We start from the raw sequence: 25,164 nt of genomic DNA, 5'->3' as shown, positions 1-25,164 counted from the left end.
ACAATTTTTCAAAAAATGATAGTTTCTTTAATGAAGAAAATGTTGATTTTATTTATTGAAAAAATGTTTTATATAACAGAAAAATACCCCCTTTATCTTCCCCTTCCTAAAAGGAAGGGGAAGATAAAGGGGGTAGGTAAAATAGAAAAAAATGCCTGAAAAACCATTAATTTTAGTAACTAACGACGACGGCATTACCGCACCTGGTATCCGTACGCTCATCAATATCGCTAAAACCATCGGCGATGTGGTGGTGGTTGCTCCCAATAGTCCACAAAGTGGTATGGGACACGCCATCACAGTAAACAGTACTTTGTTTTTGGAAAAAGTAACCATCGACAAAGAACTCAAACACGAATATTCTTGCTCGGGTACGCCAGTAGATTGTGTAAAAATCGCAATGGATCAGGTATTGTCTCGTGTGCCTGATTTGTGTATTTCGGGTATCAATCACGGTATCAATTCTGCAACCAGTGTGTTGTACTCAGGAACGATGTCCGCAGCAGTCGAAGCCGCTATGAGTGGCGTACCTGCCATTGGTTTTTCCTTGGACGATTTTAGTTGGAATGCCAATTTTTCTGTAATCGAACCCTTTGTAAAAGACATCATCGAAAAGAGTTTGCACAACGAATTTCCCAAAGGAGTGGCACTCAATGTAAATTTTCCTAAACCAGCAGATGGTATCATCAAAGGAGTAAAAATCTGCCGTCAGGCAAATGCCACTTGGGTAGAAAAATTTGACGAACGCGTCAATCCACATGGCAAGCGTTATTATTGGCTCACAGGTACATTTCACAATCACGACACAGGTACCGATACCGACCTTTGGGCATTGGAAAAAGGCTATGTTTCCATCGTTCCAACACAATTTGACCTCACCGCATACAACGCCATCAACATCGTAAACAACTGGAATTTATGACAAACAGAATACTAATGATAACCATAGGATTGCTATGTGCATTCTTCGCTACCTCATTGGGAGCATTTTTATATACACAATTTGTACTCGGACACCTTGGAATGGGATTCAGCGAACTTCTAACAGGTGATTTGGGCGGAAAAATCATAGCCATCGGTAGTTTGCTCAACATTCCATTAGTGTATCTATTTCTCCAAAAAGAAAAATGGGACATCGCCAGAGGAGTTATTGCTGGATTGATTGTTTTGGTGGTGATTTCGCAGGTGGTGTAGTATTGTAGATTGTATAATGTAGATTGTAGCAATTGTAGATTGTTTATTTCTTTACAATTGAATAGTTATTCAACCCGTTGTGCATTTTAAATTATACTTGCTTTAATTTTATTTATTTCCTTTTTTAATACAAATTTGTTAATGTATTGAATTAAGGTTAAAGTAGTTATTTTACTGATAATTCGTGTTTTAAAACCGTTGAATGATTTTGTATAATTCCTTTTAATCATAAATTGATCACATAACTGCGAAATCGAAGATTCGACGAAGTCAAAATTATGTTTCGATTCTTTTCCTCTTTTTCTTGAATAAGTAAATTTTTTCCCTAATCTGATTTATATGATAAAAAAATTCTATTTTCTTTTGTTGTAAACACTCCTTTCTATTTTGTTTCTCAAAGAATTAGGTAGTTTTCTAAACAGTTGCATTTCATTATCAATACTTAAATATTCAGCAGTTAAATTCAAACTCACAAGTTCTAAATCACTCATTTTTGGCTTTCTCCTTTGATAAGGTAAAAGCTGATGAGGGAAAAACTTTTTTAAAACTTCTAAAATTCTTTCGTATATTTGTCTTAAGTTGTTCATTTTTGATTTGTTTTATCGAACAAAATATACTGATTTTCAGTTAAATGAACAGCTTTTTTTATTTATTTCATAATGCACAACGGATTTATTCAATAAAAATGTAAGAATATGAAACTGTCTGATAATATACATTATACAATTTATAATAATACATTATACAATTTTTAAATCCCTAAAAACAAAGTATAAATCTTTAACCATGAACATAAATTTTGAACAAATCATGACGGTAACAATGATATTGTTTGCCGTGATAGACATTTTAGGCTCAGTGCCGATTATAGTAGGTTTACGCTCAAAAGTAGGGCATATACAATCTGAAAAGGCTTCGTTGGTAGCTGCCGCGATTATGATTTCATTTCTATTTGTCGGAGAGTTTATTTTGCAGCTCATAGGTATAGATGTCAATTCGTTTGCCGTAGCGGGTGCCTTTGTATTGTTGTTTTTGGCGTTGGAAATGATTCTGGGCATCAGCATTTACAAAGACGAAGAACCCAAAACAGCATCCATTGTTCCTCTTGCATTTCCATTGATTGCGGGACCTGGAATTATGACTTCAATATTGTCGTTAAAAGCAGAATACGATACCATAAACATTGTAATTGGAATTTTAATCAACATTTTGTTTGTATATATCGTGTTGAAATCCTCTGACAAAATCGAAAAAGTATTAGGACAAGGAGGTTTGGGAGTCATCCGCAAAGTGTTTGGAGTAGTACTACTTGCGATTGCTGTTAAATTATTCGCAAGTAATGTTAAAGGATTATTTGTTTAATAAATAAAACCTACCTTTACTGATAATTTCTAAAAATTAGTCGAGATGAAATACATCACTTATGTACTTTTGGTAATAGCATTGATATTAATCGTTTGGAACGCTACCTTTTTGGATTTCAGTAATTTGTTTCAAGGAGATAGCATTATGGCGTTGATTAGTATCGTTGCCATTTTATGTGGAGTTTGCATATTGTTTATTTTCAATGTAGCTAAATCTATCAACGAAAAGAATAAATAGTTTTTTTAAATTTTGTAAAAAAACAAAATACTATGTACAAAATTTATTTAGAAGAAGATATTACAAAAGAGCAATTTTAAAAAATAGTTGAACTTTTGAAATCTATTGGTATCGAAGTCGTGGATAATTTTCAAGAAGAAGACGAAATTGATGATGCCGAAATGACTGAGGAAGAGTTGAATAATAAGATAAATAAGGCATTAAATTCTCCAACAACTACAAGGAATAAAAATGAAAGAAAAACTTTTTTAGAGGATTAATGTATTTTTTTCAGAAAATAATATTTTTCACCCACAACAACCTATATTTACTCTTAAAGCGTAGCATATTGATTTCTAAAAAAACTCTGTGTTATACACACCCTTCCATTCAGGAATCTCTCTCTCTTTTTAGAGGGGAAAGTGAGAGAAAAAAGAAAAGTTTTTAAACAATCATAGTCAAATAAAACTAAAAAAATGTACGATTGTATCATAATAGGAGCAGGTGCTGCAGGAACATCTTGTGCATTGATGTTGGGTTCTGCACACAAAAAGCCTTTTGTAACGGATAAAAAAATAGCCTTGTTTACACATCAAAAAGGCAGTATGCTTCAAAAAGCGAAATTCAATAACTACTACGGTATCGAATTAGGAACAACAGGGGAAGAATTATTGCAAACTTCACTGCAAAAACTATCAGAAAGTTGTCTTCATATAGAGCAAATAGCCGACGAAAAAGTTACAGAAATCCATCAAGAAGGCGAAAGCTATAAAATCATTACCAATCAAGGTGAATATTTTGCTAAAAATGTGGTAGTAGCCACCAATCACAGTTCGCCATTTACTATTTTGGGGGTATTGGAGTCGCTGGTAGAACCACACGGAAAATCTATCCCAGAAAAAAACAGAATCCAAATCAGAAACGACGACCACAAAGTATTGGAAGGTTTGTATGTTGCAGGAACATTGGCAGGACACCGTTCGCAATTGGCTATCGCCGTAGGTAGTGGAGCCGCTGTAGCTACGGATATTTTGGTAAAATGGAACGACGGAAACGAAACTCAAGTACACGATAGTATAAATAAATAGAAATAAATAGTATCACGTAGATTTTTTTGTTTTTATCCTCTTTACGCTTACTTTGATTTTAGCAGATAACGCAGATATATGGATTGCATTGATTATTTTTTTGATTTATCAAAAAAATATCCGCGACAATCAAATTAGGACAAAAAAAATCAAAAAATCTGTTCTCATCTGCGTGAAAAAAATTATTGTACAAAGATTTTAGTATAACCATAAATAAAAAATGAAAAAAATATTTTTAGGATTAGGAATCGCTATTTTGGTAATCATAGTAGGATTAGGAATTGCAGCAATTGCTGTGGATAAAAATTATCACTACGAAAAATCAATCGTTATCAAAGCTCCGATAGAAAAAGTATATGAAAACATCCGTTCGAGCAAAGCCTTCAATCAATGGAACCCTTGGTTGGAATTAGACTCCAATTTCACATTGGAATATTTGGGTACTCAAGGAGAAATAGGAGATACTTATTGTTGGGAAAGCCAAGACGAAAATGTAGGAACTGGATGTCATAAAATCGTAGAATTATTTCCCAATCAAGGTGTAAAAACGCAAATGGATTTTAAAAAACCCTTTGAAAATACTTCGTATTCGTCTATCAAGTTGGAAGAAACTACCGAAGGAACCAAATTAACTTGGGACATGGATACCGAATTGCCTTACCCATTGAATTTGATGAAATCCTCAATGGACAAAAGTATGGACGATTCTTACGGAAAAGGATTGGAAAAATTGAAAAATTTGTGTGAACAATAGAAAATTATATAGGCTGTCCCTTTTGGTCAGCCTAAATTTGTAAAAAAATAGTGTAAAAAATGAAAGAAATTTTAAAGAAATATCGTTTGTTTTTTGGAGTAATGATTGTGTTGTCAATCGTATTTTTGAGTTTGTTTTACAGAGCTTTGAAACCTGAAAAAACATTGCCTATTTATACACCCGCTATGGTAAATCCTGAAATGGTTGACACTTTGGTACAACATCAAGACAACAAACAAAAGCACAAAATAGCCGATTTTGCACTGACCAATCAAAATGGAGAAACCATCACTCAAAAAGATTACGAAAATTTCATCTATGTAGCCGATTTCTTTTTTACAACCTGTCCTACGATTTGTCCGATTATGACAGACAACATGGTTTGGTTGCAGGAGCAAATCAAAGATTATCCCGATGTAAAGCTATTGTCGTTTTCTGTAACGCCCGAAATAGACACTCAGGAGGTGTTGGCACAATACGCTAAAGAAAAGGGCGTAAATTCCAAAAAATGGAATTTACTTACGGGTGATAAAAAAGATATTTACTACCTCGCTCGTCAGTCGTTTTTGGCAGTTAAAACAGGAAGTCCCGATGAAATGTATGACATGGTACACACGGAAAACTTCGTTTTGGTGGACAAAAAAGGGAGAGTTCGCGGTTTTTATGACGGTACCTTGCTCAATGAAGAACAAAAAGATGTAAAAAATGTAAAACAATTGCTCGAAGACATTCAATGGTTGAGAGAGCAAAATTAATAACATTACGGGTTGTCCTGAGTGATTCGGATAGTCCGTATTGTTTTAGTATATAAATTTGGAAATCGTACGTACAAATGCCCTTTTCTGTCTTTCAAGTATCTCAATACGTGTCAGATAGAGTTTTTAGCAAATGGTTGTATGAGCAATCGTGGAATTTGTACCTCATCGGTATCTATAGCTTCGTCAACAATTAATTCAAAGTCAAAAGCATATTCCAAACACATAGCTTCCAATTGCAAATACATTTTTATCGTTTGTAATTCTTGCGTTAGAGGAATCATTTTTTGCTTACTTCCTTCTAAAATATTTCGTATCAGTCGAAAGAAAACTCCCAAATATTTGCTTGCATCATCCGTTTTGTGTTGGATGATATAGCTGTTTATAGAATTGAGACTATTGAAGATAAAATGGGGGTTCATCTGAGCGCGTAACACACGCATTTCGGCATCTTTTATTCTGATCTGAAATTGTTTTTCTCTCAATTTTTTATTGCAGAATAGCGTATCGTAGATAGATAATTTCAATGACAATCAACGAAATAAATACATAAAAAGTAGTTGATTGTGTAAATGGATGAGTGATTTTTATATAAAATTCCAATTCCTTTTCTTGTAGATTGTCCAAATGGACTTTTGCTCTGATTTTGATATGATATTCACTAGGCGAAAGGTGATTGAAAATCAACTTGGGATGATGTTCCAGTGAAATCTACTCATCACTATTTATCGAATATTCATAACTGATTTTACTATTTTCTAAATAGGAAAAAGCAGAAAAATACAGTGAAATATTGTTTTGTTTGTAGGGTAATTTCAGTTGATTGTCTTCGATATTCACTTCACTTCTATTAATGAGAATTTTGGTGATTTTTAAATCATTTTTCAGCGAAGATTACAATATTTCATTCAAATCTACAATAGAAAAACCATTGAGTGTTCCTATTGCTAAACGATTGTTGCTCAAGGGTACAAAGGCGTATTTCATTTCTGGGAAAACCATTTGTAGTATTGAGAACGACAATTTTGTCTTTTTTAGGCAGATAGATATGCAATCCGCCGTTGGTAGCGATGAAGGTATTTTGATTTTTGTTTTGCGTAATGCCTGTGAGATAGGTATCTTGAGAAGAATAATCGGGTATGCAAATACGTTGATTGATTTTTCCATTGAAATCACTACCGTTAAATCCTCCATAAGCTGCAAATAGCAGTTGGTCGTTGCCCATATATATACGATTGAAATAATCACCAACAAACACACCTTTGTCATTGCCAAAAGCATCTAAAGCGATATCGTCAAATCGGTCGGTAGAGCCATTGTAACGCGTAATTCCAAAACTTTTGAACATCCATCCTACCAACTAAATCGTACCGTTTTTGTCTATTTTAAAGTTGTTCCATTTGTTGTCTTTCCAAAAAATAGACGGATTGTCAAAGTTTGTTGAAATCTTTTTCAAGTTCGGCCATTCATATCGTTCAATAGGGCTATCTTGATGCAAAATCCATAGTTGATTGTTAGGTGTAATCATAGATTTTACAATCAATGGACTGGATTTGAAATTTCGCAAATTTATCTTTTCAAACTGTTCGTTTTTTTATTCAAATATTCCTGTTGAGGTAGTGAGTAACAGACGTTTATCCAATGTAAATCATTTTACTTTGATAGTTGACGAAAACTCTTGCACCAATGACCATTTTCCGTTTTTAAATTCAATGATTTGATTTTGAGTAGTACACAACTGGTAATGACCGTTGTTTATTTCCACCATATCCAAAACAAAATTGTTAGTCTTTGACAAAAAATCTGGAAATTGATTGAGATAAATCCCCTTTTTGAGCACATTTTTACAGTACCTTCGGGAGATTTGAAAACAAACGAAAGCTCTTCTGACGGCATTCCATCAAAATAATTAAACACTTTGGTAATGTGCATCTGTGCAAAAAGACTCTATACACATCCAAAATATATGCTAAAAAATGCTTGTTCATTTGTTAATGATTTTCCTACAGTTGATGATGTTCTGTATATAAGACGATAAAAAGTAAAAATCGATACAAGATTATATAAAAAAATGAAGTTTCAAAATTGATTATTTTTATTTCAAGCAAAAAATTACTCTAAAATTACCATTTGTAGGTAAAATCTTACCATTCGTAAACTGAAACCTACCATTGGTAAAAAACCATTTTTATTTTTTTCGTTGATTGAATTTGTTTAGTAAAAAAGTAAAAATTTATATTACTTCTTAGATTAAGTGTTGTTTTTTATCCCTTCTTTTTTCCGTAACTTTGACCTCTCTAAACGCACAACGGCATATAAAACCAATTGATATTATGTACATCATTTTCGATACCGAAACCACGGGGCTTCCTAAGAATTACAACGCTCCGATTACCGATACAGACAACTGGCCAAGAGCCATACAAATCGCATGGCAACTGCACGATGACATGGGGCAACTCATAGAGCATCAAGATTATCTGATTAAACCTAATGGTTTTAATATCCCTTTCGATGCCGAGCGTATTCACGGTATTTCTACCGAATTGGCTATGCAAGACGGTGTTGAAATGAGTGAGGTGCTCGAGAAATTTTCTGTGGCCTTGCAAAAGGCAAAGTTTGTTGTAGGGCAAAATGTGGGCTTTGATGTCAATATCATGGGGGCGGAGTATGTCCGTGCAGGGTTGGATTCTCCTTTGGTAAATTTTTCAATTCTTGATACTTGTACAGAAGTTACTGCCAATTTGTTGCAACTACCAGGTGGGCGTGGAGGTCGTTTTAAGCTACCTACACTTACCGAATTGCACGAATATTTGTTTGGAGAAGCCTTTGCCGAGGCTCACAATGCGACTGCCGATGTGGAGGCTACTACGCGATGCTTTTTGGAATTGGTGCGTAAAGGAGTGTTTACCAAAGACGAATTACAAGCAGAAAGCAATTATTTGCAAGAGTTTGTTGTGAAAAATCCCGCTCCTTTTCAACTAATTGGTCTGAAACATATCAACCTAAAAGAGGCGTCAGAAAAAATCAGAAAGCAAATCGAAAAACTTCAAGCCAAAGAAACTGCTCATCAAGAAGTGGTAGATTTGACCGATGTTTCTTTTGCTCATTTGCACAATCATACGCAGTTTTCGGTACTGCAATCTACTATTGACATTAAAGCTTTGGTAAAGAAAACTGCCAAAGACAAAATGCCTGCCGTAGCCATGACCGATCACGGAAACCTCATGGGGGCTTTTAAATTTGTAAGTGCGGTACTCGACCACAACAAAGCGGCAAAGGCTACCAACCAAAAACTGATAGACAATGGCGAATCGCCTACGGAAACGGTTATCAAACCTATCGTTGGGTGCGAATTTCATGTATGCGATAATCATACAGACAAAAGTAAAAAAGACAACGGCTATCAAATCGTGCTTTTGGCAAAAAATAAAAAGGGGTATCACAATTTGGCGAAATTGTCCTCGATTGCCTTTATCGATGGATTTTATTATGTACCTCGTATAGATAGAGAAGTGTTGTTGCAATACAAAGAAGATATCATCGTGTTGTCGGGGAATATGATGGGGGAAATCCCTAATAAATTGCTCAACATGGGTGAAAAACAAGCCGAAGAGGCGTTGTTGTGGTGGAAAGAACACTTTGGAGAGGATTTTTATATCGAGGTGATGCGTCACGGTCAGGAAGACGAAAACCGTGTGAATCAAGAAATGGTAAAGTTGGCTCGAAAACACAATGTAAAAGCTCATTGCGACCAACAATTCGTATTATTTAGAAAAAAACGAGGCAAATGCTCACGACATTTTGTTGTGTGTACGCGATGGCGAAAAGCAAACGACCCCAATAGGTAGAGGTCGTGGCTATCGCTACGGATTGCCCAATCAAGAATATTATTACAAGTCTCAGGAGGAAATGAAGGCATTGTTTGCCGATTTGCCTGATGCGATTATCAACATACAAGAAGTCATAGACAAGGTAGAGGAATATTCGCTGTATCGTGATATTCTCTTGCCAAAATTCGATATTCCAGAAGAATTTCAAGACCCTCGAGATTTGGAGGAAGTTCCAGTAGGAGAAAAACATCCAAAACATGGTGAAAATGCCTATTTGAGATATTTGACTTACGAAGGGGCAAAACGTCGCTATGGAGAAATCACGCCAGAAATTACCGAACGATTGGATTTTGAGTTGAAAACCGTTCAAAATTCTGGATACCCAGGGTATTTCCTCATTGTACAAGATTTTATTGCAGCAGCTCGACAAATGGGCGTATCTGTTGGACCAGGAAGGGGGTCGGCGGCTGGTTCGGCGGTGGCGTATTGCTTGGGAATTACCAATCTCGACCCAATAAAATACGATTTGCTTTTTGAGCGTTTCTTGAATCCTGATCGTGTATCCATGCCCGATATAGACATCGACTTTGACGACGAAGGGCGTGGTCGTGTAATGGAGTATGTAATCAATAAATACGGTGCCAATCAGGTAGCCCAAATCATTACTTATGGTAAAATGGCTACCAAATCTTCGATAAAAGATGCGGCTCGTGTGTTGGATTTGCCTTTGCAAGAATCCGACCGATTGACCAAGTTGGTTCCTGCCATGATGCCAGGAAAATGGAATTTGTCTCGATTCTTTTCTGAAAAAGAAGAGGAAGTGAAAAAAGCCGTGAAATCTGATGAATTTGAACTTGTAAAACAGTTGATTGAGGTTGCCAACGGAAACGATTTGGCAGCGGAAACTTTGCAACAGGCAAAAATCATCGAAGGGTCTATGCGAAACACTGGTATTCACGCTTGTGGGGTGATTATTACTCCAGATGATATTACCAATTTCGTACCTGTACAAACGGCAAAAGATTCGGATTTGTATGTCACCCAGTTCGATAACTCGGTGGCAGAATCGGCTGGTCTGCTAAAAATGGACTTTTTGGGATTGAAAACTTTGACTCTAATCAAAGACACAATTGCAATTATCAAACAACGTACGGGGATTGAAATCGACCCAGAGGAAATTCCTATCAACGATGAAAAGACTTATCAATTGTTCCAACGAGGCGAAACCGTAGGGGTATTCCAATACGAGTCGCCCGGAATGCAAAAATACATGCGTGAATTGAAGCCAACGGTTTTTGCCGATTTGATTGCCATGAACGCCCTTTATCGTCCGGGACCTTTGGAGTATATTCCGTCATTTATCCGTAGAAAAAACGGCGAAGAGCCTATTACTTACGATTTAGATGCTTGTGAGGAATATTTAAAGGAAACTTACGGAATTACCGTTTACCAAGAGCAGGTAATGCTTTTGTCGCAAAAATTGGCAGATTTTACCAAAGGTGAAGCCGATGTATTGCGTAAGGCAATGGGTAAAAAACAAAAAGATGTCTTGGACAAAATGAAGCCAAAGTTTGTAGAACAGGCTTCGAAAAAAGGTCATGACGCTACTATTTTGGAAAAAATATGGAAAGACTGGGAGGCGTTTGCATCTTATGCCTTCAACAAATCGCACTCTACTTGTTATGCTTGGGTGGCGTATCAGACGGCATTTCTCAAAGCTCATTATCCAGCGGAATTTATGGCAGCGGTACTTTCCAACAATATGAACGACATCAAGCAGGTAACTTTCTTTATGGAAGAGTGCAAACGCATGGGATTGAAAGTTTTGGGACCTGATGTAAACGAGTCGTTGTACAAATTTACGGTAAATGACAATTACGAAATTCGCTTTGGAATGGGAGCTATCAAAGGAGTGGGAGAGGGAGCTGTAAATACCATTATCGAAAATAGAAAAGAAGGAAAATATAGTTCGATTTTCGACATGGCAAAACGCATCGATTTGAGAGCTGCCAACAAAAAAGCTTTTGAAAACTTGGCATTGGCAGGAGGATTTGATTGTTTTGCCAATACACATCGAGCTCAGTATTTTCACACTGAAGCAGACGGATTAATGTTTTTTGAAAAAGCGATGAAATACGGAGCAAAATCACAAGAATCTGCCAATTCTGCACAGGTGAGTTTGTTTGGCGACAGCGAGGAGGTGCAATTTCCAGAACCAGTTATTCCGCAATGTGAAGAGTGGAATACCATGGAACGCTTACAGAAGGAAAGAGAAGTGGTTGGAATCTATATTTCTGGGCATCCACTCGACGATTTCAAGCACGAGTTAAAGGCGTTTTGTAATGCAAAACCTACAATACTCAATGATTTAGCCCCATTGGTTGGAAAAACATTGACGATGGGAGGAATTGTAAGTAATGTGCAACACAGAACCTCTGCAAGAGGAAAAGATTGGGCAACATTCAACCTTGAAGGATATGAAGATGCACAAAAAATGTCTATTTTTGGTGAAGAATATCTCAAAGTAAGGATGTATTTGGTAGATAATCAATTTTTGTTTTTCAGGGTAAAAATACTCGATGGTTTTATCATTAAAAATACAGGACAAAAAAGCGACCCGAAAATACAGTTTTTAGAGATAAAATTGCTCAATGAAATTTTAGAGAAAAACACCAAAAAACTGTTGATAAGCATGGATTTGCGTACCATTTCGGCTATACAAATACACGAACTTTCTACTGTTTTTGCCAAATATCCAGGGGATATTCCTATCGAATTTGAAGTGTTTGAGTCTGAGGAAATACGATTGGAATCTTACAAACCAATGGTTGAGAATGTAGAATCGGAAGAGGGAGATTTTGAGGAAAAATTAGACCAAGAAATGGATATAAAACTCGAAGAAATGGTCAGAAAAATAAAGAAAAATATGGTGGAACTACACAGTAGAAATACCAAAGTAAAAATCTGTAATGAATTGCTCGATGATTTGGAACGATTATACGTAGATTTTTCTATAAAATCCTAATAACTTTAACCCAAATTTCAAAAGTGGAATTTGGGTTAATTTTTTTATATTATCTTTGTAAATTTAATTTATTCAAAAACAATAAGATTACACATGTTAGAAATTGAAAAAATCAATTATGAAAAAGCTGTTTTAGTTGGTATTATTACGCAAAACCAAACAGAAGAAAAACTCCAAGAATACCTCGATGAGTTGGAATTTCTTACACAAACAGCTGGTGGTGAGGTGTGTAAACGTTTTACGCAAAAGATGGAAAAGCCCAATCCTAAAACCTTTGTAGGGACAGGAAAATTGGAAGAAATCGACTTGTATGTAAAAGAAAATTTCATAGATACCGTAATATTTGACGACGAATTGACACCTGCTCAACAAAACAACCTTTCGAAAATGTTGAGAGTAAAGGTGATAGACAGAACCAATTTGATTTTAGACATATTTGCTCAACGAGCTCAGACCAGTTATGCTCGTACGCAGGTAGAATTGGCACAGTTTCAATACCTTTTGCCACGATTGACTGGTATGTGGACGCACTTGGAACGTCAACGAGGAGGAATCGGTATGCGTGGACCTGGTGAAACCGAAATCGAAACCGACCGCCGTATCGTACGCGACCGCATCGCTTTGCTCAAAGACAAACTAAAAGTGATCGACAAGCAAATGGCTGTGCAACGCAGCAATCGTGGAGCCATGGTGCGTGTAGCTTTGGTTGGTTATACCAATGTAGGAAAATCTACTTTGATGAACGCCATCGGGAAAAGCGAGGTGTTTGTTGAAAACAAATTGTTTGCTACCTTGGATACTACCGTGAGAAAAGTGGTAATCAAAAACTTGCCATTTTTGTTGGCAGACACTGTAGGATTTATCCGAAAATTGCCTACTCAATTGGTAGAGTCGTTCAAATCTACATTGGATGAGGTACGCGAAGCCGATTTGTTGTTGCATGTGGTAGATATTTCGCATCCCGAATTTGAGAGTCATATTGAGTCGGTTAATCAAATTTTGAAAGAAATCAAAAGTGATGACAAACCTACAATAATGATTTTCAATAAAATTGATGCTTATACTCCTGAATATTTTGACAATGAAGATTTGATGATTGAACGATCGTCTAAACATTTTTCTATCGAGGAATGGAAAAATACTTGGATGGGTAAAGTAGGGGAAAACAACGCAATATTTATCTCGGCAACCGAAAAAGAAAATTTCGAAGAGTTCCGACAAAAAGTATACGAAGCTGTGCGTACCATTCACATTACGCGATTTCCTTACAACAACTTTTTGTATCCGGAATACAACGAAAATAAAGAATAATAATAAATGAACATTGGAATTACATTAATAAAGCAAGATTATACTCCAGAAGCATTCGCTTATCAATTATTTTTAGAAAAAAAAGGTCATATAGTTCAATTGGATTACAAATTAGATCCAAATAACGATATAAATATATATTTTATGGGGTTGAGACCTTTTTATCAAAAAAAGAAAAAAGCTTTAGAAATACATGAATATCAAAGTCTTTCAACGCCTCCTTATTGTTTGTTGAAAGATTCTGTAAAGAAAATTTTTAACAAAAAACCAAACGGAAGAATATTTTTGAACAATTTTGTTTATAATCAAATGCAATTCAAAGATAATATTCCTTTTATAAAAAGAGATATGGGCGTAGATGAAAATTTGTTTCAAAGTCCCAGTAAAAATCCTCTTTATGATATTGTTTATTCAGGAAGTATTTTAGGAAGGGAAGGATTGATAAAAGTGATTCAAAAGTTGGCTAAATTCTATAAAATACTTGTAATCGGTCAAGTAACAAATTATCATCGTCAGTTTTTAAATCATGAAAATATATATTTGACAGGAAGGGTAGAAAGAAAATTTTTACCTGAACTTTATAGGGAAGCTCGATATGGATTGAATTTTATTCCCAATCTAAGACCTTTTAATATGCAAACAAGCACAAAGGTATTAGAATATTTAGCTTCTGGATTACAGGTCATATCTAATCGTTATAGTTGGATGGAAAATTTTTGTAAAACAATAAATTATGAACCTATTTGGTTTGATGATTTAGATTTTTTATCATTGAAACATTATCAACAGATACCTAGTATGAATAGATATAAGTGGGAAAATATTTTAACTGAATCATATTTTGAACAGTTTTTGGTAAAATTATTGAATAAATAATAAACTTGTTTAAACTATTAACAAACCTACTTAATAAATTGATTTTCTTTTTATTAAGTAGGTTTTAATTTTATTCGGTATCAAATAAGTATCAAACAAATTGAAAAAAAAGTATATTTTTTTGTGTCAAATATTACTACTTAGTAGCTATAATCCTCAAAAATTGTACATTTCATTTTGAATTTTGGTACATTTCATTTTGCGGTCTTATTCGTGGGGTCTGTTTGCTTCGGAGCTTCCAGCGGTCAAGGTTATCCAGTGCTTCAAGGTTCGGAGGTCGTGCGTTCCTACTTTGTGCGGTCTCATTCGGTAGGGTCTGTTTGCTTGGTTTTACTTCGGAGCGTGTGCCGTTCTTACTTGGTAGGGTTCATTCGGTGCGGTCTGTTTGCTTCGGATCTACTTCGAAGCGTGTGCCGTTCTTACTTGGTGGGGTTCATTCGTGGGGTCTGTTTACTTCGGAAGCTTCCAGCGGTTGAGGTTATCCAGTGCTTCAAGGTTCGGAGGTCGTGCGTTCCTACTTGGTGGGGTTCATTCGTGGGGGTCTGTTTACTTCGGAAGCTTCCAGCGGTCAAGGTTCGGAGGTCGTGCGTTCTTACTTGGTAGGGTTCATTCGGTAGGGTCTGTTTGCTTGGGTCTGTTTGCTTCGGAGCTTCCAGCGGTTGAGGTTATCCAGTGCCTCAAGGTTCGGAGGTCGTGCGTTCCTACTTGGTGCGGTCTCATTCGGTGCGGTCTGTTTACTTCGGAGCGTTTGCCGTTCCTACTTTGTGCGGTCTCATTCGTGGGGTCTGTTTGCTTCGGAAGCTTCCAGCGGTCAAGGTTATCCAGTGCTTCAAGGTTCGGAGGTCGTGCGTTCCTACTTGGTGCGGTCTCATTCGTGGGTTGGAATACTTTAAACCCTATTAAATACAATATTTTCAATCGTTTTTTCAGATTTAAAAAAACGACAAGATAACTCTGCTAAAATACGCTCTGTGCTGTATTTTCGCTTTCCATACTCTGTAACTTCTGATAAACGGCGGTATTCATTCCTTACCGTCTCATAAAATTGTTGGGTTCTGTCTCGTTTAGGTTTTTTAATCATATCTGTTATATCAATTTATTCAATTTTTTTAGGCAAAAATAAAAAAAACGCCCACTTATAAACAACTTTAGGAGGTGTGCTGTTCTTACTTCGTGCGGTCTGTTTACTTCGGTTCAAAAATTCAGTTTTTAAATATTACTTAAATACTGACTTTGTATTTTTTTGGAGCGTGTCAAATTGTCGGTTTTTGTCTCGTTTTTTTGGGTTTTTGTTACTTCTTTGCTACCGAAATACTATTTTTTATCTTATTCAATTGTAAAAGAATATTTTACAACTCATTAAAAAAGTCTTATATAAACTATTCTCTATTTTTTGCAGTCGGTATCAAAAATTAAAAAAGCGTGTTTTTTTCAAAATATCGCAATTCCATTTAAAAAATTACGCTTTGCCCTCGCTTGGGGGCTGTTTCCAACGCAAAGAATTACGTTAAAAATTCGGATAATTACGGATACTTACCTATATCAATACTCATTTTTTAAGGTGCTAAAAGTATTTATTTTGTTTTTTTTCAATGTTTTACACTCAAAAAAGGTACTTTTTACTCATATCGATACGAAAGACCCGCCCCCCTCTGATTTTTTGCCCTGCGGTGGGTTTGGTTCAAGGTTCAACGCTTTGTGGTTTTTCTTTGATTTGAGGCATTTTTTTTGGCTTGTCGTGTATTTGGTTGTTTTTGGTTCAAAAGTCGGTATTTTGCCCCTTTCTGTTTGTTTGGAGCGTGTTTTTGAGGCTCTTTATTTTCATTCTGTACAGAAAAACGGCATTTTTTGTATAGAATTGTACATTTTTCGACATTTTTATAGATGTAATTTTATTTATAAACATTTATATTTCAATGTATTACATTCTATTTGTAACAAAAAGACAACTGCACCCCCTTACATTGTTTTTTCTCTGAAAAACGGCATTTTTTTTACTTAATTCTTTGAAAAATAGACTTTTTCAGAAAATTACAAGTAATTATTTATCTAAAAAATGGAAATTAAAAGGTAATAAATAGTAATTATTTTTGTGTTGAGGTCGGAGGCTTTTTGTTTGTTATTTCTTTGTATTACAAATATTTATATCATTTTTTTTGCTTTTATATTACTTCAATAATTACCATACCCCCTATATCGTTTTTTTGCCCTCCTGCTTGAACTTATGTAAATATTTTTGGGTTTCCTTACCATTTTCCTATACTTACGAAAATGGTATTTTTTTTCTGTTTCCTATTTTCTGAATTGCTTTCAGTTCCTGCATATTTGTATTTATCTTTTTTGAGGGTTTTTATTTTCTGTATTTCTTTATCAAATTCCCACACTTACGAAAATGATATTTTTCTGTTATTCTAAATTTCTATACTAAAAAAAACGCTCCCTCTTGCTTCCTTACGGAAGTAGTACTACCAGTTACCAACCAAACACACAAGACACAAAAAAAAGGTTTGCATATTGCAGACCTTTTTTAAGTTGTTTTTTCTCTATATGTACTACCAACCACGAAAATATTTTTGTCAAAATTTGTCAAATTGTATCACTAAAAAAAATTAGTTTGTTGATTTTCAATGTTTTATATTTTTACCCTTTGGGCAACCTTAATCATTTAGTATTCAGTAAGTTATAATATTTTAAGGATATTTTATAATTTGGTGAGTTGCTTTTTTGCCTTTTTCATTGCGGTAAAAAATACCTTTTCTTCCTTTGTGGCAACCTCTGTATATTGCTTTTTTTCGGTGTCCCAATACTTTAAAAAGTCCTGTTTTACTCGTCTTTGCTTGGGGGTCAAAACGCCGTTTTTGTAGTCGTTTTCTATATCGTTTTTCACTTGCTCCACGCCAACGGAAAAAATATTTTTTACTAACTCTTTGCGTTGGTGGGTTGTGCCTTTTGGGGCTTTGATTTCTCTTTCAAATTGTAAGCCGTTCCAGTCTTTAAAAAACGTTATCTGCTCCCTTTCCAATCGGTCTAAAAACTTTTGCAAATATAATCTTTCTTGGCGGTTCTTGGAGGTCTCAATACGCAAAATATTTTCTTTGGGTATTTCGGTTGCCCTCTTGTCTTTCATTTCCTGCACTTTGTCATATAGTTTAAAATGTACTCTTATTTCCTTGTGAAACTCGGTATATACGGCTCTTTCGCCCTTATATTTGGGGTTTATATACGCTTTTTTCCGTTCGTGGGCTTGTATGCTTGTAACTCGTGCCAAAAGCTGTTTTACATCAATAGGAACAACAATATTTAAACCCACCTCGTACATTTTTACAAACATTCCTGCGGTGTCCGTGCCTACTTGGTCAATGATTTTTAAAATCGTTTCCCTTGCTTGTTTCATTGAAAAGGGCAAATGATTTGTACTTTTTCCAGTAGTTAAATAGTTGTGATATTTATGTACTGAAACAAATATTTTCAGTTCGTTTTTTGTGGTTATCTCAATATTTAAACCGCCAAAAAATTTACTTTCTTTAAAGTTTCGGTAAAATTTTACGCCTTTTTCGGTGTATTCGGTCAAATTATTTTTATCAATAATTTGCAATTTTTCCACTTCTGAAATGTTCGCTTTGTACAAGTGTAGTTTATCAATCATATTTTTATATTTTTGCTACTGAAAATATTGCTTTGTAGGTCATTACAAATCATTATTTTTATATTTTTGCTACCGAAACGCCCTACGCTCTGACTTGGGGCGTTTCTTTTTTTATTGGGTTTGCTGTTCTTTAAGGGTGTGGGGCTTGTGGTTGCTTATGGGTTCGGAGTTCCACTTTTCGGCGTGTTCTTGGGCTTGTGTTACGCTATATATCATTTCTTCGTGGGTTGTATAGTGTTCTCTTATAGTTTCAAAAATTTGCTTTTCGGCTTGGCTTTTGGCTTCTTGGTACATCTTTACTTTGGCTTGTGCTTCTAATATTTCGTATTCATACGTTTGTATGATTTTGCCTAATCGTTTGGTTTTATAGCTCTTTTTGGGCAAAAATTCAATCCAATGTTTCATATTTCTTTAATTAGTTGTTTTACTATTTGGGTTATGCGTTTGCTTCTTTCTTCGTGTTCTATCAAATAAATTTCCAACGCTTCTAAAATCTTATCGTAATACTCCTCTTTGATTTCTTTACCTTGTAGATATTTGATTATTGTGCTTTTGTTTAGTCCTGTAATATCTGAAATTTCTCTTGTAAAGTCGCTTGGTAATTCTTCTAATATCTTTTGTTCCATATAGCTAAATTTTAGACAAAAACGCCCACGATTTGGGGCGTTTGGGTTATCCTTTGCGGTCTGCATAATTGAGTATTTCGCCACGATTGAACAAGTATTTTTTATATCGGTTCGGTTGGCTTACTTGTGCTTTAAATATCCCTAATTCTACATACTTTAATATCGTATTTCGGCAAAGACCTGTAAGGCGTTCCACTTCCTTAATGGTTATAAACTTGTCATTGTCTTTGCTTTGCATTCGTTCCAGTTGCTTACTCATTTTCTGCATTTGGGCGGTCATTTGGTTAAGCGTTTCAATCGGTACAATTACCATACTATTATTTTCATTTGCTACGGTATTCATAATTCTGTATTTTAGGCTTGGGCGGTTTTACTCATCATTATTTGCTCTTGGTTTAGCTCGTTTTCTTCTTGTTCCATTTGCTCCATTTGGATACAATAATTTAAATAGTTCTCAAACTCGTAAATTTTCAACGCTATTACATTTTGTTGGTAGGGTTCTAACTTCTGACTTAACGGAACAAGTGCCGTTAATTTATGTATCATTTTTTCTAATGTTGCGATATTTTCGGCGTGTGTATTCATCTTTCTGTATTTTTTAAATGTGGTTTAAACTGCTTTTAAATTTTGGATTGCTTGGGCGTGTAGGTTGTCCAGCAACTCAAATTCTTCGTGTGGTATTATATCCCGTGCTACTTGCAATACTTCGGCTACTTGGAAGCCGTCTATTTTGTCCGTTTCGTTTAGCAAAGCCACACGGCAAACCTCTAAAATATTTCTGATTTTATACGATAAATCTACATAACCATTTGTTTGCATTTTTGCGTATTTATGTATGTTGGTGTCGCTAAATTTTAAGACTTCTACACTTGGAAAATCTTGTATTTGTGGGGTGTAAGGTTGTGGGGTTTCTGTTTGCTTCATTTTGCTTTGCTTTTAAGGGTTAATATTTTGTAATTCAATACATAAAATTGCTTTTGTGCTGTTGCATTTCGTCTATTTCGTTGGTAATACTTTTTTGGTAGTATTCTTGCTTCATTTTGCTTTGCTTTTAAAGGTTAATATTCTGTAATTCAATACATAAAATTCTTTTGTGGTGTGGGTTGTGTTGCCCTCGTGGTCTAAATAATAGACTTTTTTGGTCTGTATTACTTTCATATTTTTATATTTTTTGCTTGTTATACTCTAATTTTCAATTAGTTGTACTTTGTATGCTTTTACTGAAAATCTTTTGCCGTTTCTTAAATTTTCCACTACATATTCCCCCCATTGGTCGGGCTGTGGGTTGCTTATTACCTTTAAAATATCGCCTTTTCTTGCGTACTTTGTACTTTTTACTATTCCTTTTATTTTTTTTCTTGCTTTTACTAACATATCACTTTAATTTTCAATTAGTTGTATTTTATCGGCGGTGGTGCTAAATCGGTCGCCGTTGGGGTGTTCCAAAATATACACTTTGCCGTGTGTGGCTATTACTTTGAGGCAGTCGCCTTTGTGGGCGTGGGTGCGTTTGGTGGCTATGCCCTTTATATCCTGCAAGGCTTGGGCGGTCATTGTAATAGGGCTTGTATGCGTTCTTTGGCTTGGTTGGTGCGTTCTCTTTGCTCGGTTAAAATTTGCTCCAACGCTTCAAGTATTTTGCTTTCGTTCTTGGGGTGTATCTTTTTCCCTTTGAAATACGCTATTATCGTCATTACGGAAAGCTCCGTGCGTTTAGCTATTTCGCTTTTTGCTCCTCTTGGTAGGTTCTTAAAATTGGTTTGCATATCTGTTTTTGTTTTACTTGTTTTAGTCAAACATTTTTAAATAAAAAATATAGATTTAACTATATTTTTTTATTACTTCATTGGCTATCAAATACTTATCATTGTCAAATAATAAAAAATACTTTTCCTTTAAAGGTGCATTTTTTTTATTTCCCTCAATGTACCATTTAAAATATTCTATTGAGGAATAAAAAAGCATTTTATTAATATCCTTTAAAATTTCCGTTGCGTTTCTGTTGGGGTTCTCTTTTTTTATGAAATTTAAGGCTTCCGTTTGTTTGGTTTCAGAAAAAAACTCATATAAAAATGTTTCTTTTTCGTTGTGTCCTACTTCTAAAAATAACTCATCTAAACCAAAATTCAAGTTCCATTTCTTTTGTTCATTAATCGGACGATATGTATTAATTTTGTCTTCCTTATATTCAAAAACTTCTGCATTTGCTCCAAAAACGCTTATAGTATTTGAAAATGTAAAATAAGACGCTAAAAATGTAGTGTCAAATTCCCCTGTGGCTTCCATAATTAGCTCTGTTATGGTCGTCAAGGTTGAAATTTCATCTTTAATCATTTGTAAATCATTTTCATCATCAGAATTAAATATACTATCAAAATCACTTTCGCTATAATATTCGTCAAACATTATAGATTTTACTTTTGTGGTTTTTCTTTTAGCTGTAATGAAAATATAAATACTGAAATAATTCTGTTTGTTAATGATATACGGCTTCAAGTTCGTATTCAAAAAGTGCTTTATTGTTATCTTTCCCATTATTTTATATTTTTTGCTTGGGGCAAAGGTACAAAAATAAGCGTCAAAATGTTTCAATTTGTGGCAAAAAGTAAAATAAGGCGGTGCGTTGGTTGGGTTGTTAGGTGCTTTTTGCCACTTGGTAAGGGTCAAGGGGTTTTATTTGTATCTCGTTGTTTTTCAGCACAAACTCAAAAATAAGGGGCAAACGCACCCAAATAAGGGACAAACAAAAAGCCCCTGCAGTGTGTTCCTGCAAGGGCTTTTCATTAGTTGGGGAGTATTTAGGGCGTGGCGTCTTTAAAAATTAATTGCTTTTAGCTCGTTTAGTAGGGTTTCCTCTATCAAGTGCGTATATATTTGCGTGGTGCTTATTTTTCGGTGTCCTAACATTTTTTGCACGGAAAATATACTCATTCCCTTACTCAATAAAAATGTTGCGTTGGTGTGTCGTGCCGTGTGAAAAGTTATGTTTTTCTGTATTCCTGCACCCTCGCAAAGGGTTTTTATTTGGGCGTTTAGTTCGCCGTTGCTTACCTTTGGAAATACGCACAAATTCCCTAATTTTCTGTATTTCTTTACTATTTCAAAGGCTTTGCCGTTAAATAATTCGCTTAATGGTATTTTTATAGGTTCGTTGGTTTTTTGGGTGCGTTTCACTATCCAAAAAACGCCTTTTTCTTTTATTATTTCGGAGGTCTGCAAGTTCATTATATCGCTGTATCGCAAACCTGTATATATGGCAAACAAATACAAATCTTTTGCCACTTCTTGGGCTTTGTCCTTTACCTCAACGGACGCAAATAACTCTATTTCGGAGGGGGTTAGATAGGTGCGTTCTTTGTTTTCTTGCTGTACTTTAAACTTTCTAAATGGGTATTTTTCTAATGGTATATGTTCTTTGTTTATTGCTAAATTTACAAAGGTTCGCAAGTTCTTAAAGTGCTTAAATATAGAGTTTTGAGAATATTTTTTGCCGTTTGAAAATGTTTGTTTTCGTATCCATTTTTCAAAGTCGTGTAAAAACTCAAAAGTAATTTCGTCAAAATGTAATTCTTTGCAGTACTTCTGCAATAGGTTAAGGGTTTGGCGTTGGTCGGCTTTTGTGCCTTTGGTGGTGCGTGGGTTGGTGTCTATTTCCAACCTCATAAACTCGTAAAATGATTTTATTTGTGGGTTTTCTACTTCGTGGAGCATATCCAACGCAAAGGGCTTTCCTGCGTTTATCTTTTGGAGTTCGTAACTCTCAAAGGCGGTTATTTTGTCCTTTATCTGTTTGTTCAAACCTATGTAGTTAGGGGCGTTGTTTTTAATGGTGCGTGTTTTGTCGTTCCATTCGGTGGGCTTTATGTATATCCCAGTAGAAAAATATTTGCGTTTGCCATTCAAATAACATTCAATTTGTACAAGGGCTTTGCCGTGTGCGTTTAGTTGTTTTTTGCGGTTAAAAACAACTGAAAATTTTACTTTGTCCATTATTTTTATTTTTTGCTTGGACAAAAGTAATTTATAAAATCGTGCTTTTACTCGGTAGCAAATCGGTATCAAAAATATTGATACTTTTTGATACAAATATTTATCAATAAAACTACTAAATAACTATAAAATAACACTTTGAAAAATGTTTTTATCAAGGTGTAGCAAAACGAAAGGTCTTGTTTAAACTATTCCAATAAACCTCATTATAAACCCTAAATACAACATTGAAATCCAAGTTGTATTTAGGGTTTCGTACCTCATTACCTATTCTTTAAAACCATCTAACCACGCAAAAGTCCGCTCTATTTTAAAACGATTTTTATATAATTCTTGGTCAAAATAAACATCTTCATACTTCCCATTTCTTGGATTCTGTTTGATATTCGCTATAATTTCTTTTTTCTCTAAAAATTGCCTCAAATCTCGGCTATCAAAACCTGAATCTGCATTGAGAAACAGATCTTTATGTTCTATTTTTACTTTTTTCAAAAGTCTCAAAATTTCTTTTAAAACCGATTCTATATCGTTTAAATCGTGATGATTACCCGATTTTGGACTGCCCATTGCTAAAATTTGTCTCAAATTATCACACAAAAAAATAGAATTGGTCGTTTTTGACTTCTTTCTTGATTGATAACCAACGAATTGACCACTCAATCTGCATCGTGTATGACTTCCGTCTAATTGTACGCAAGACATATCTAATTTTCTTTTGTTATGAAACAATAAATTAAGCCAAACTCTTTGGAAATCAAAATTTTTACTCCATTTGTTGAAATAATAATAAACCGTTTGATAGCTTATTTTTTGGTCTTTAAAATACACTTCTATTGGAAGTTCTCTCCATTGACAACCTGTTTTTAATCGTTTGATTATCAAAAGAAAAATCAATAATGAATCAAATTTTGTTTTAAAACCTCTTTTTCCGATACTCAAATGGGAAATAATCCATTTTTTTATCGTATCTTTGCTCAAAGTTCCTTGATTTTCATGTTGTTATCCAACAGCAAAAATGCTAAAAATTCTTGGAACTTTTACTCTTTTAAAAGTTTAAACAGATTTAAATTGAAAACAGTAGTTATATAGAAGGGATAATATAAAAATACTAACACAATTAATGATGAAAAGTACATTCATTTTACTAATCTTATTTTGTATTCAATACAATTTTTCTCAGACACAACATTATCAAGCTCCTTTGATAGAAATAAGTGATTTCAAACAAAATATAATATCCGTAGGACACGATTTTGGATATATGCCTATCCAAAAATACGAAATGGAAAAAGGCTATTATATCTGGATAGAAAACCAATGGTATTATATACTAAATGCCTCTTCCGTATTTAAAACAAACAACAACAAATTGACTTTTGTAATAGATTTCTCTAAAAAACCTGATTTAAAAATTAGGGATCTAAATGGAGCAGTCTTTAGCTATCCTATACAGGCACTTGAAGAATACAAAATATCGTTCGAAGAATTTAGAAAAACACAAGAAGAGGTAGTAGAAAAACAAGAAACTTTTCAAAAAATAAGCAACTTAGACGTTCCTTCAGATTCCAATTTACTTGATGTAATAAAAGTAGAAGAAGTGGAAATCAAAACGATTGTACCTTATCAACCGCAGCAAGAAAACAAAAATGATAACAAACAAACAACAACTCTCAAAGAAATAATACAAGCCGAAGTATCAACAGAAGAAACAAAAAAAATAGAAACCAACCAAGACAAACCAAATGCTTACGAATTGGCAGTTTCTAAAGGTTTTGATGGAACAGTGACAGAGTGGTTTGAAAGCGAAACAGCTAAAAATGGAATATCTCCTTTTCAACAAGCTCAAAAAGAAGGTTTTGATGGAACGGAAGAAGAATTTTTGCAGTCTCTATGGGGTAGTGGTTTTGATGAGTTTACAACCGCTAAACAAAAAGAAGCAAAATATGTACTTGAGTGGATAAATAAAATAAAAACCTCCGACGGAGAAGCACCTTATGAGCATGCATTGAAACACGGTTTTTACGGAAGTTTTACCGAATGGGTAGAATCTGTAATAGGTACAGATGGTGAAAAAGTGTATAATGAGGAGGTAAAAAAAGGATATAAAGGAACCTATAAAAATTGGTTGGAAGAAAAACTAAACGCCTCAAATGATGAATTGAAACGCAGAGAACGCCTCAAAAAACAAAACTTTTTGATGGTACCACAAATTCAACTGAGTTTGAACGAAAATCCAGAAGAGGTTTCGAGTTTTAACCTGTTCAATTATTATAAAATATACTTTGGGGAATCGGTAATTAGTAGTGAATCTTCATATCAAACAGTAGATGTAACTCCAGAGGATATTGAATATCAAATTACGTGGTTCAATAAAAACGAGGTTTCGATTCAGTCTATTTCATCAGATGGAATTGTAAAATACAAAAAAAATCCTACATTTTTGGGCAATTCTACTCAGATAAACGTACGTTTTATTATAAAATAA

General features: G+C 34.6%; 31 protein-coding genes and 2 pseudogenes. 12 read left to right on the top strand and 21 right to left on the bottom strand.

Annotated features, from left to right (window positions below; genetic code table 11):
• Positions 1 to 151: 151 nt before the first annotated feature.
• Together surE and AB4865_RS02135 are read left to right on the top strand one after the other, a co-directional pair.
• Positions 152 to 922, top strand: coding sequence for a 5'/3'-nucleotidase SurE (gene surE, locus AB4865_RS02140; RefSeq protein ID WP_372474092.1), 771 nt, complete (start codon positions 152 to 154; stop codon positions 920 to 922).
• Positions 919 to 1,194, top strand: a complete 276-nt coding sequence (locus AB4865_RS02135) for a hypothetical protein (protein ID WP_372474091.1) — start codon at positions 919 to 921, stop codon at positions 1,192 to 1,194. Before surE ends, AB4865_RS02135 begins: the two co-directional genes overlap by 4 nt.
• A gap of 86 nt (positions 1,195 to 1,280) precedes the next feature.
• Here AB4865_RS02135 and AB4865_RS02130 read toward each other — a convergent pair.
• Positions 1,281 to 1,781 (bottom strand): annotated as a pseudogene (locus AB4865_RS02130) (hypothetical protein).
• Positions 1,782 to 1,980: 199 nt separating this feature from the next.
• Here AB4865_RS02130 and AB4865_RS02125 point away from each other — a divergent pair.
• The 6 genes from AB4865_RS02125 to AB4865_RS02100 all read left to right on the top strand — a co-directional run bounded on the left by AB4865_RS02125 (position 1,981) and on the right by AB4865_RS02100 (position 5,372).
• Positions 1,981 to 2,556, top strand: a complete 576-nt coding sequence (locus AB4865_RS02125; RefSeq protein ID WP_372474090.1) for a MarC family protein — start codon at positions 1,981 to 1,983, stop codon at positions 2,554 to 2,556.
• A gap of 45 nt (positions 2,557 to 2,601) precedes the next feature.
• Complete coding sequence (locus AB4865_RS02120; RefSeq protein ID WP_372474089.1) at positions 2,602 to 2,796, top strand: hypothetical protein; 195 nt, start codon at positions 2,602 to 2,604, stop codon at positions 2,794 to 2,796.
• 95 nt (positions 2,797 to 2,891) lie between these two features.
• A complete protein-coding gene (locus tag AB4865_RS02115; RefSeq protein ID WP_372474088.1) occupies positions 2,892 to 3,056 on the top strand; it encodes a hypothetical protein in 165 nt (54 codons plus the stop codon).
• A gap of 195 nt (positions 3,057 to 3,251) precedes the next feature.
• A complete protein-coding gene (locus tag AB4865_RS02110) occupies positions 3,252 to 3,863 on the top strand; it encodes an FAD-dependent oxidoreductase (protein WP_372474087.1) in 612 nt (203 codons plus the stop codon).
• A 220-nt stretch (positions 3,864 to 4,083) separates the two neighbouring features.
• Positions 4,084 to 4,617, top strand: a complete 534-nt coding sequence (locus AB4865_RS02105) for an SRPBCC family protein (protein ID WP_372474086.1) — start codon at positions 4,084 to 4,086, stop codon at positions 4,615 to 4,617.
• Positions 4,618 to 4,676: 59 nt separating this feature from the next.
• A complete protein-coding gene (locus tag AB4865_RS02100) occupies positions 4,677 to 5,372 on the top strand; it encodes an SCO family protein (RefSeq protein ID WP_372474085.1) in 696 nt (231 codons plus the stop codon).
• Positions 5,373 to 5,485: 113 nt separating this feature from the next.
• Here AB4865_RS02100 and AB4865_RS02095 read toward each other — a convergent pair whose 3' ends face one another.
• The 5 genes from AB4865_RS02095 to AB4865_RS02075 form a co-directional block, all read right to left on the bottom strand.
• Positions 5,486 to 5,815: a histidine kinase gene (locus AB4865_RS02095; protein WP_372474084.1), complete on the bottom strand. Its 330-nt coding sequence runs from the start codon at positions 5,813 to 5,815 to the stop codon at positions 5,486 to 5,488.
• A gap of 46 nt (positions 5,816 to 5,861) precedes the next feature.
• Positions 5,862 to 6,059 carry a hypothetical protein gene (locus AB4865_RS02090; protein WP_372474083.1) on the bottom strand — a complete coding sequence of 66 codons (198 nt, stop codon included), beginning with the start codon at positions 6,057 to 6,059 and terminating at the stop codon, positions 5,862 to 5,864.
• A 217-nt stretch (positions 6,060 to 6,276) separates the two neighbouring features.
• Positions 6,277 to 6,720: a hypothetical protein gene (locus tag AB4865_RS02085; RefSeq protein ID WP_372474082.1), complete on the bottom strand. Its 444-nt coding sequence runs from the start codon at positions 6,718 to 6,720 to the stop codon at positions 6,277 to 6,279.
• 12 nt (positions 6,721 to 6,732) lie between these two features.
• Positions 6,733 to 6,900, bottom strand: coding sequence for a hypothetical protein (locus AB4865_RS02080; protein ID WP_372474081.1), 168 nt, complete (start codon positions 6,898 to 6,900; stop codon positions 6,733 to 6,735).
• Positions 6,901 to 7,020: 120 nt separating this feature from the next.
• Positions 7,021 to 7,212 carry a hypothetical protein gene (locus AB4865_RS02075; RefSeq protein ID WP_372474080.1) on the bottom strand — a complete coding sequence of 64 codons (192 nt, stop codon included), beginning with the start codon at positions 7,210 to 7,212 and terminating at the stop codon, positions 7,021 to 7,023.
• A gap of 493 nt (positions 7,213 to 7,705) precedes the next feature.
• Between AB4865_RS02075 and dnaE the strand changes: the two are divergent.
• The 3 genes and pseudogenes from dnaE to AB4865_RS02060 all read left to right on the top strand — a co-directional run bounded on the left by dnaE (position 7,706) and on the right by AB4865_RS02060 (position 14,417).
• Positions 7,706 to 12,230: pseudogene (gene dnaE, locus AB4865_RS02070) on the top strand (DNA polymerase III subunit alpha).
• 93 nt (positions 12,231 to 12,323) lie between these two features.
• The gene (hflX, locus tag AB4865_RS02065; RefSeq protein ID WP_372474079.1) at positions 12,324 to 13,541 is read left to right on the top strand and encodes a GTPase HflX; all 1,218 of its coding nucleotides are present in this window, start codon (positions 12,324 to 12,326) and stop codon (positions 13,539 to 13,541) included.
• 6 nt (positions 13,542 to 13,547) lie between these two features.
• Positions 13,548 to 14,417 (top strand): hypothetical protein, encoded by an 870-nt coding sequence (locus AB4865_RS02060; protein ID WP_372474078.1) that lies wholly within the window; start codon positions 13,548 to 13,550, stop codon positions 14,415 to 14,417.
• 734 nt (positions 14,418 to 15,151) lie between these two features.
• Here the strand turns inward: AB4865_RS02060 and AB4865_RS02055 are convergent.
• From AB4865_RS02055 to AB4865_RS01985, 15 genes are all read right to left on the bottom strand, one after another.
• On the bottom strand, positions 15,152 to 15,289 hold the full coding sequence (locus AB4865_RS02055; protein ID WP_372474077.1) for a hypothetical protein: 138 nt from the start codon (positions 15,287 to 15,289) through the stop codon (positions 15,152 to 15,154).
• 17 nt (positions 15,290 to 15,306) lie between these two features.
• Positions 15,307 to 15,498: a hypothetical protein gene (locus AB4865_RS02050; RefSeq protein WP_372474076.1), complete on the bottom strand. Its 192-nt coding sequence runs from the start codon at positions 15,496 to 15,498 to the stop codon at positions 15,307 to 15,309.
• Between the two features lie 1,620 nt (positions 15,499 to 17,118).
• On the bottom strand, positions 17,119 to 18,063 hold the full coding sequence (locus tag AB4865_RS02045; protein ID WP_372474075.1) for a hypothetical protein: 945 nt from the start codon (positions 18,061 to 18,063) through the stop codon (positions 17,119 to 17,121).
• 111 nt (positions 18,064 to 18,174) lie between these two features.
• Positions 18,175 to 18,468: a hypothetical protein gene (locus AB4865_RS02040; protein ID WP_372474074.1), complete on the bottom strand. Its 294-nt coding sequence runs from the start codon at positions 18,466 to 18,468 to the stop codon at positions 18,175 to 18,177.
• Positions 18,465 to 18,689 (bottom strand): hypothetical protein, encoded by a 225-nt coding sequence (locus tag AB4865_RS02035; protein ID WP_372474073.1) that lies wholly within the window; start codon positions 18,687 to 18,689, stop codon positions 18,465 to 18,467. The genes AB4865_RS02040 and AB4865_RS02035 overlap by 4 nt, the downstream gene beginning before the upstream one ends.
• Before the next feature lie 46 nt (positions 18,690 to 18,735).
• The gene (locus AB4865_RS02030) at positions 18,736 to 19,032 is read right to left on the bottom strand and encodes a helix-turn-helix transcriptional regulator (RefSeq protein ID WP_372474072.1); all 297 of its coding nucleotides are present in this window, start codon (positions 19,030 to 19,032) and stop codon (positions 18,736 to 18,738) included.
• Positions 19,033 to 19,043: 11 nt separating this feature from the next.
• Positions 19,044 to 19,274 carry a hypothetical protein gene (locus tag AB4865_RS02025; RefSeq protein ID WP_372474071.1) on the bottom strand — a complete coding sequence of 77 codons (231 nt, stop codon included), beginning with the start codon at positions 19,272 to 19,274 and terminating at the stop codon, positions 19,044 to 19,046.
• A gap of 24 nt (positions 19,275 to 19,298) precedes the next feature.
• Entirely contained in the window at positions 19,299 to 19,613 is a 315-nt protein-coding gene (locus AB4865_RS02020) for a hypothetical protein (RefSeq protein WP_372474070.1), read from the bottom strand.
• A gap of 111 nt (positions 19,614 to 19,724) precedes the next feature.
• Complete coding sequence (locus tag AB4865_RS02015) at positions 19,725 to 19,847, bottom strand: hypothetical protein (protein ID WP_372474069.1); 123 nt, start codon at positions 19,845 to 19,847, stop codon at positions 19,725 to 19,727.
• Between the two features lie 27 nt (positions 19,848 to 19,874).
• Positions 19,875 to 20,063, bottom strand: a complete 189-nt coding sequence (locus AB4865_RS02010; RefSeq protein WP_372474068.1) for a hypothetical protein — start codon at positions 20,061 to 20,063, stop codon at positions 19,875 to 19,877.
• 6 nt (positions 20,064 to 20,069) lie between these two features.
• Positions 20,070 to 20,243, bottom strand: a complete 174-nt coding sequence (locus AB4865_RS02005; RefSeq protein ID WP_372474067.1) for a hypothetical protein — start codon at positions 20,241 to 20,243, stop codon at positions 20,070 to 20,072.
• Positions 20,240 to 20,455 (bottom strand): hypothetical protein, encoded by a 216-nt coding sequence (locus AB4865_RS02000; RefSeq protein WP_372474066.1) that lies wholly within the window; start codon positions 20,453 to 20,455, stop codon positions 20,240 to 20,242. The genes AB4865_RS02005 and AB4865_RS02000 overlap by 4 nt, the downstream gene beginning before the upstream one ends.
• A gap of 55 nt (positions 20,456 to 20,510) precedes the next feature.
• The gene (locus tag AB4865_RS01995) at positions 20,511 to 21,281 is read right to left on the bottom strand and encodes a hypothetical protein (protein WP_372474064.1); all 771 of its coding nucleotides are present in this window, start codon (positions 21,279 to 21,281) and stop codon (positions 20,511 to 20,513) included.
• A 222-nt stretch (positions 21,282 to 21,503) separates the two neighbouring features.
• Entirely contained in the window at positions 21,504 to 22,679 is a 1,176-nt protein-coding gene (locus AB4865_RS01990) for a tyrosine-type recombinase/integrase (protein ID WP_372474063.1), read from the bottom strand.
• A 267-nt stretch (positions 22,680 to 22,946) separates the two neighbouring features.
• On the bottom strand, positions 22,947 to 23,657 hold the full coding sequence (locus AB4865_RS01985; RefSeq protein WP_372474062.1) for a transposase: 711 nt from the start codon (positions 23,655 to 23,657) through the stop codon (positions 22,947 to 22,949).
• Positions 23,658 to 23,802: 145 nt separating this feature from the next.
• Between AB4865_RS01985 and AB4865_RS01980 the strand changes: the two genes are divergently transcribed.
• Positions 23,803 to 25,164: a hypothetical protein gene (locus tag AB4865_RS01980; RefSeq protein ID WP_372474061.1), complete on the top strand. Its 1,362-nt coding sequence runs from the start codon at positions 23,803 to 23,805 to the stop codon at positions 25,162 to 25,164.

It is taken from the genome of Capnocytophaga sp. ARDL2 (assembly GCF_041530365.1).
GTDB lineage: Bacteria > Bacteroidota > Bacteroidia > Flavobacteriales > Flavobacteriaceae > Flavobacterium.
The sequence above is the reverse complement of the archived record's forward strand: the minus strand, read 5'-3'. Positions and strand labels throughout refer to the sequence as shown.

Coding starts and splice junctions, on each gene's coding strand:
- surE (WP_372474092.1), top strand. CDS start 152: ATGCCTGAAAAACCATTAATTTTAGTAACTAACGACGACGGCATTACC.
- AB4865_RS02135 (WP_372474091.1), top strand. CDS start 919: ATGACAAACAGAATACTAATGATAACCATAGGATTGCTATGTGCATTC.
- AB4865_RS02125 (WP_372474090.1), top strand. CDS start 1,981: ATGAACATAAATTTTGAACAAATCATGACGGTAACAATGATATTGTTT.
- AB4865_RS02120 (WP_372474089.1), top strand. CDS start 2,602: ATGAAATACATCACTTATGTACTTTTGGTAATAGCATTGATATTAATC.
- AB4865_RS02110 (WP_372474087.1), top strand. CDS start 3,252: ATGTACGATTGTATCATAATAGGAGCAGGTGCTGCAGGAACATCTTGT.
- AB4865_RS02105 (WP_372474086.1), top strand. CDS start 4,084: ATGAAAAAAATATTTTTAGGATTAGGAATCGCTATTTTGGTAATCATA.
- AB4865_RS02100 (WP_372474085.1), top strand. CDS start 4,677: ATGAAAGAAATTTTAAAGAAATATCGTTTGTTTTTTGGAGTAATGATT.
- AB4865_RS02095 (WP_372474084.1), bottom strand. CDS start 5,815: ATGCGTGTGTTACGCGCTCAGATGAACCCCCATTTTATCTTCAATAGT.
- AB4865_RS02085 (WP_372474082.1), bottom strand. CDS start 6,720: ATGTTCAAAAGTTTTGGAATTACGCGTTACAATGGCTCTACCGACCGA.
- AB4865_RS02080 (WP_372474081.1), bottom strand. CDS start 6,900: ATGATTACACCTAACAATCAACTATGGATTTTGCATCAAGATAGCCCT.
- hflX (WP_372474079.1), top strand. CDS start 12,324: ATGTTAGAAATTGAAAAAATCAATTATGAAAAAGCTGTTTTAGTTGGT.
- AB4865_RS02060 (WP_372474078.1), top strand. CDS start 13,548: ATGAACATTGGAATTACATTAATAAAGCAAGATTATACTCCAGAAGCA.
- AB4865_RS02055 (WP_372474077.1), bottom strand. CDS start 15,289: ATGAGACCGCACCAAGTAGGAACGCACGACCTCCGAACCTTGAAGCAC.
- AB4865_RS02050 (WP_372474076.1), bottom strand. CDS start 15,498: ATGATTAAAAAACCTAAACGAGACAGAACCCAACAATTTTATGAGACG.
- AB4865_RS02045 (WP_372474075.1), bottom strand. CDS start 18,063: ATGATTGATAAACTACACTTGTACAAAGCGAACATTTCAGAAGTGGAA.
- AB4865_RS02040 (WP_372474074.1), bottom strand. CDS start 18,468: ATGAAACATTGGATTGAATTTTTGCCCAAAAAGAGCTATAAAACCAAA.
- AB4865_RS02035 (WP_372474073.1), bottom strand. CDS start 18,689: ATGGAACAAAAGATATTAGAAGAATTACCAAGCGACTTTACAAGAGAA.
- AB4865_RS02030 (WP_372474072.1), bottom strand. CDS start 19,032: ATGAATACCGTAGCAAATGAAAATAATAGTATGGTAATTGTACCGATT.
- AB4865_RS02025 (WP_372474071.1), bottom strand. CDS start 19,274: ATGAATACACACGCCGAAAATATCGCAACATTAGAAAAAATGATACAT.
- AB4865_RS02020 (WP_372474070.1), bottom strand. CDS start 19,613: ATGAAGCAAACAGAAACCCCACAACCTTACACCCCACAAATACAAGAT.
- AB4865_RS02015 (WP_372474069.1), bottom strand. CDS start 19,847: ATGAAAGTAATACAGACCAAAAAAGTCTATTATTTAGACCACGAGGGC.
- AB4865_RS02010 (WP_372474068.1), bottom strand. CDS start 20,063: ATGTTAGTAAAAGCAAGAAAAAAAATAAAAGGAATAGTAAAAAGTACA.
- AB4865_RS02005 (WP_372474067.1), bottom strand. CDS start 20,243: ATGACCGCCCAAGCCTTGCAGGATATAAAGGGCATAGCCACCAAACGC.
- AB4865_RS02000 (WP_372474066.1), bottom strand. CDS start 20,455: ATGCAAACCAATTTTAAGAACCTACCAAGAGGAGCAAAAAGCGAAATA.
- AB4865_RS01990 (WP_372474063.1), bottom strand. CDS start 22,679: ATGGACAAAGTAAAATTTTCAGTTGTTTTTAACCGCAAAAAACAACTA.
- AB4865_RS01980 (WP_372474061.1), top strand. CDS start 23,803: ATGAAAAGTACATTCATTTTACTAATCTTATTTTGTATTCAATACAAT.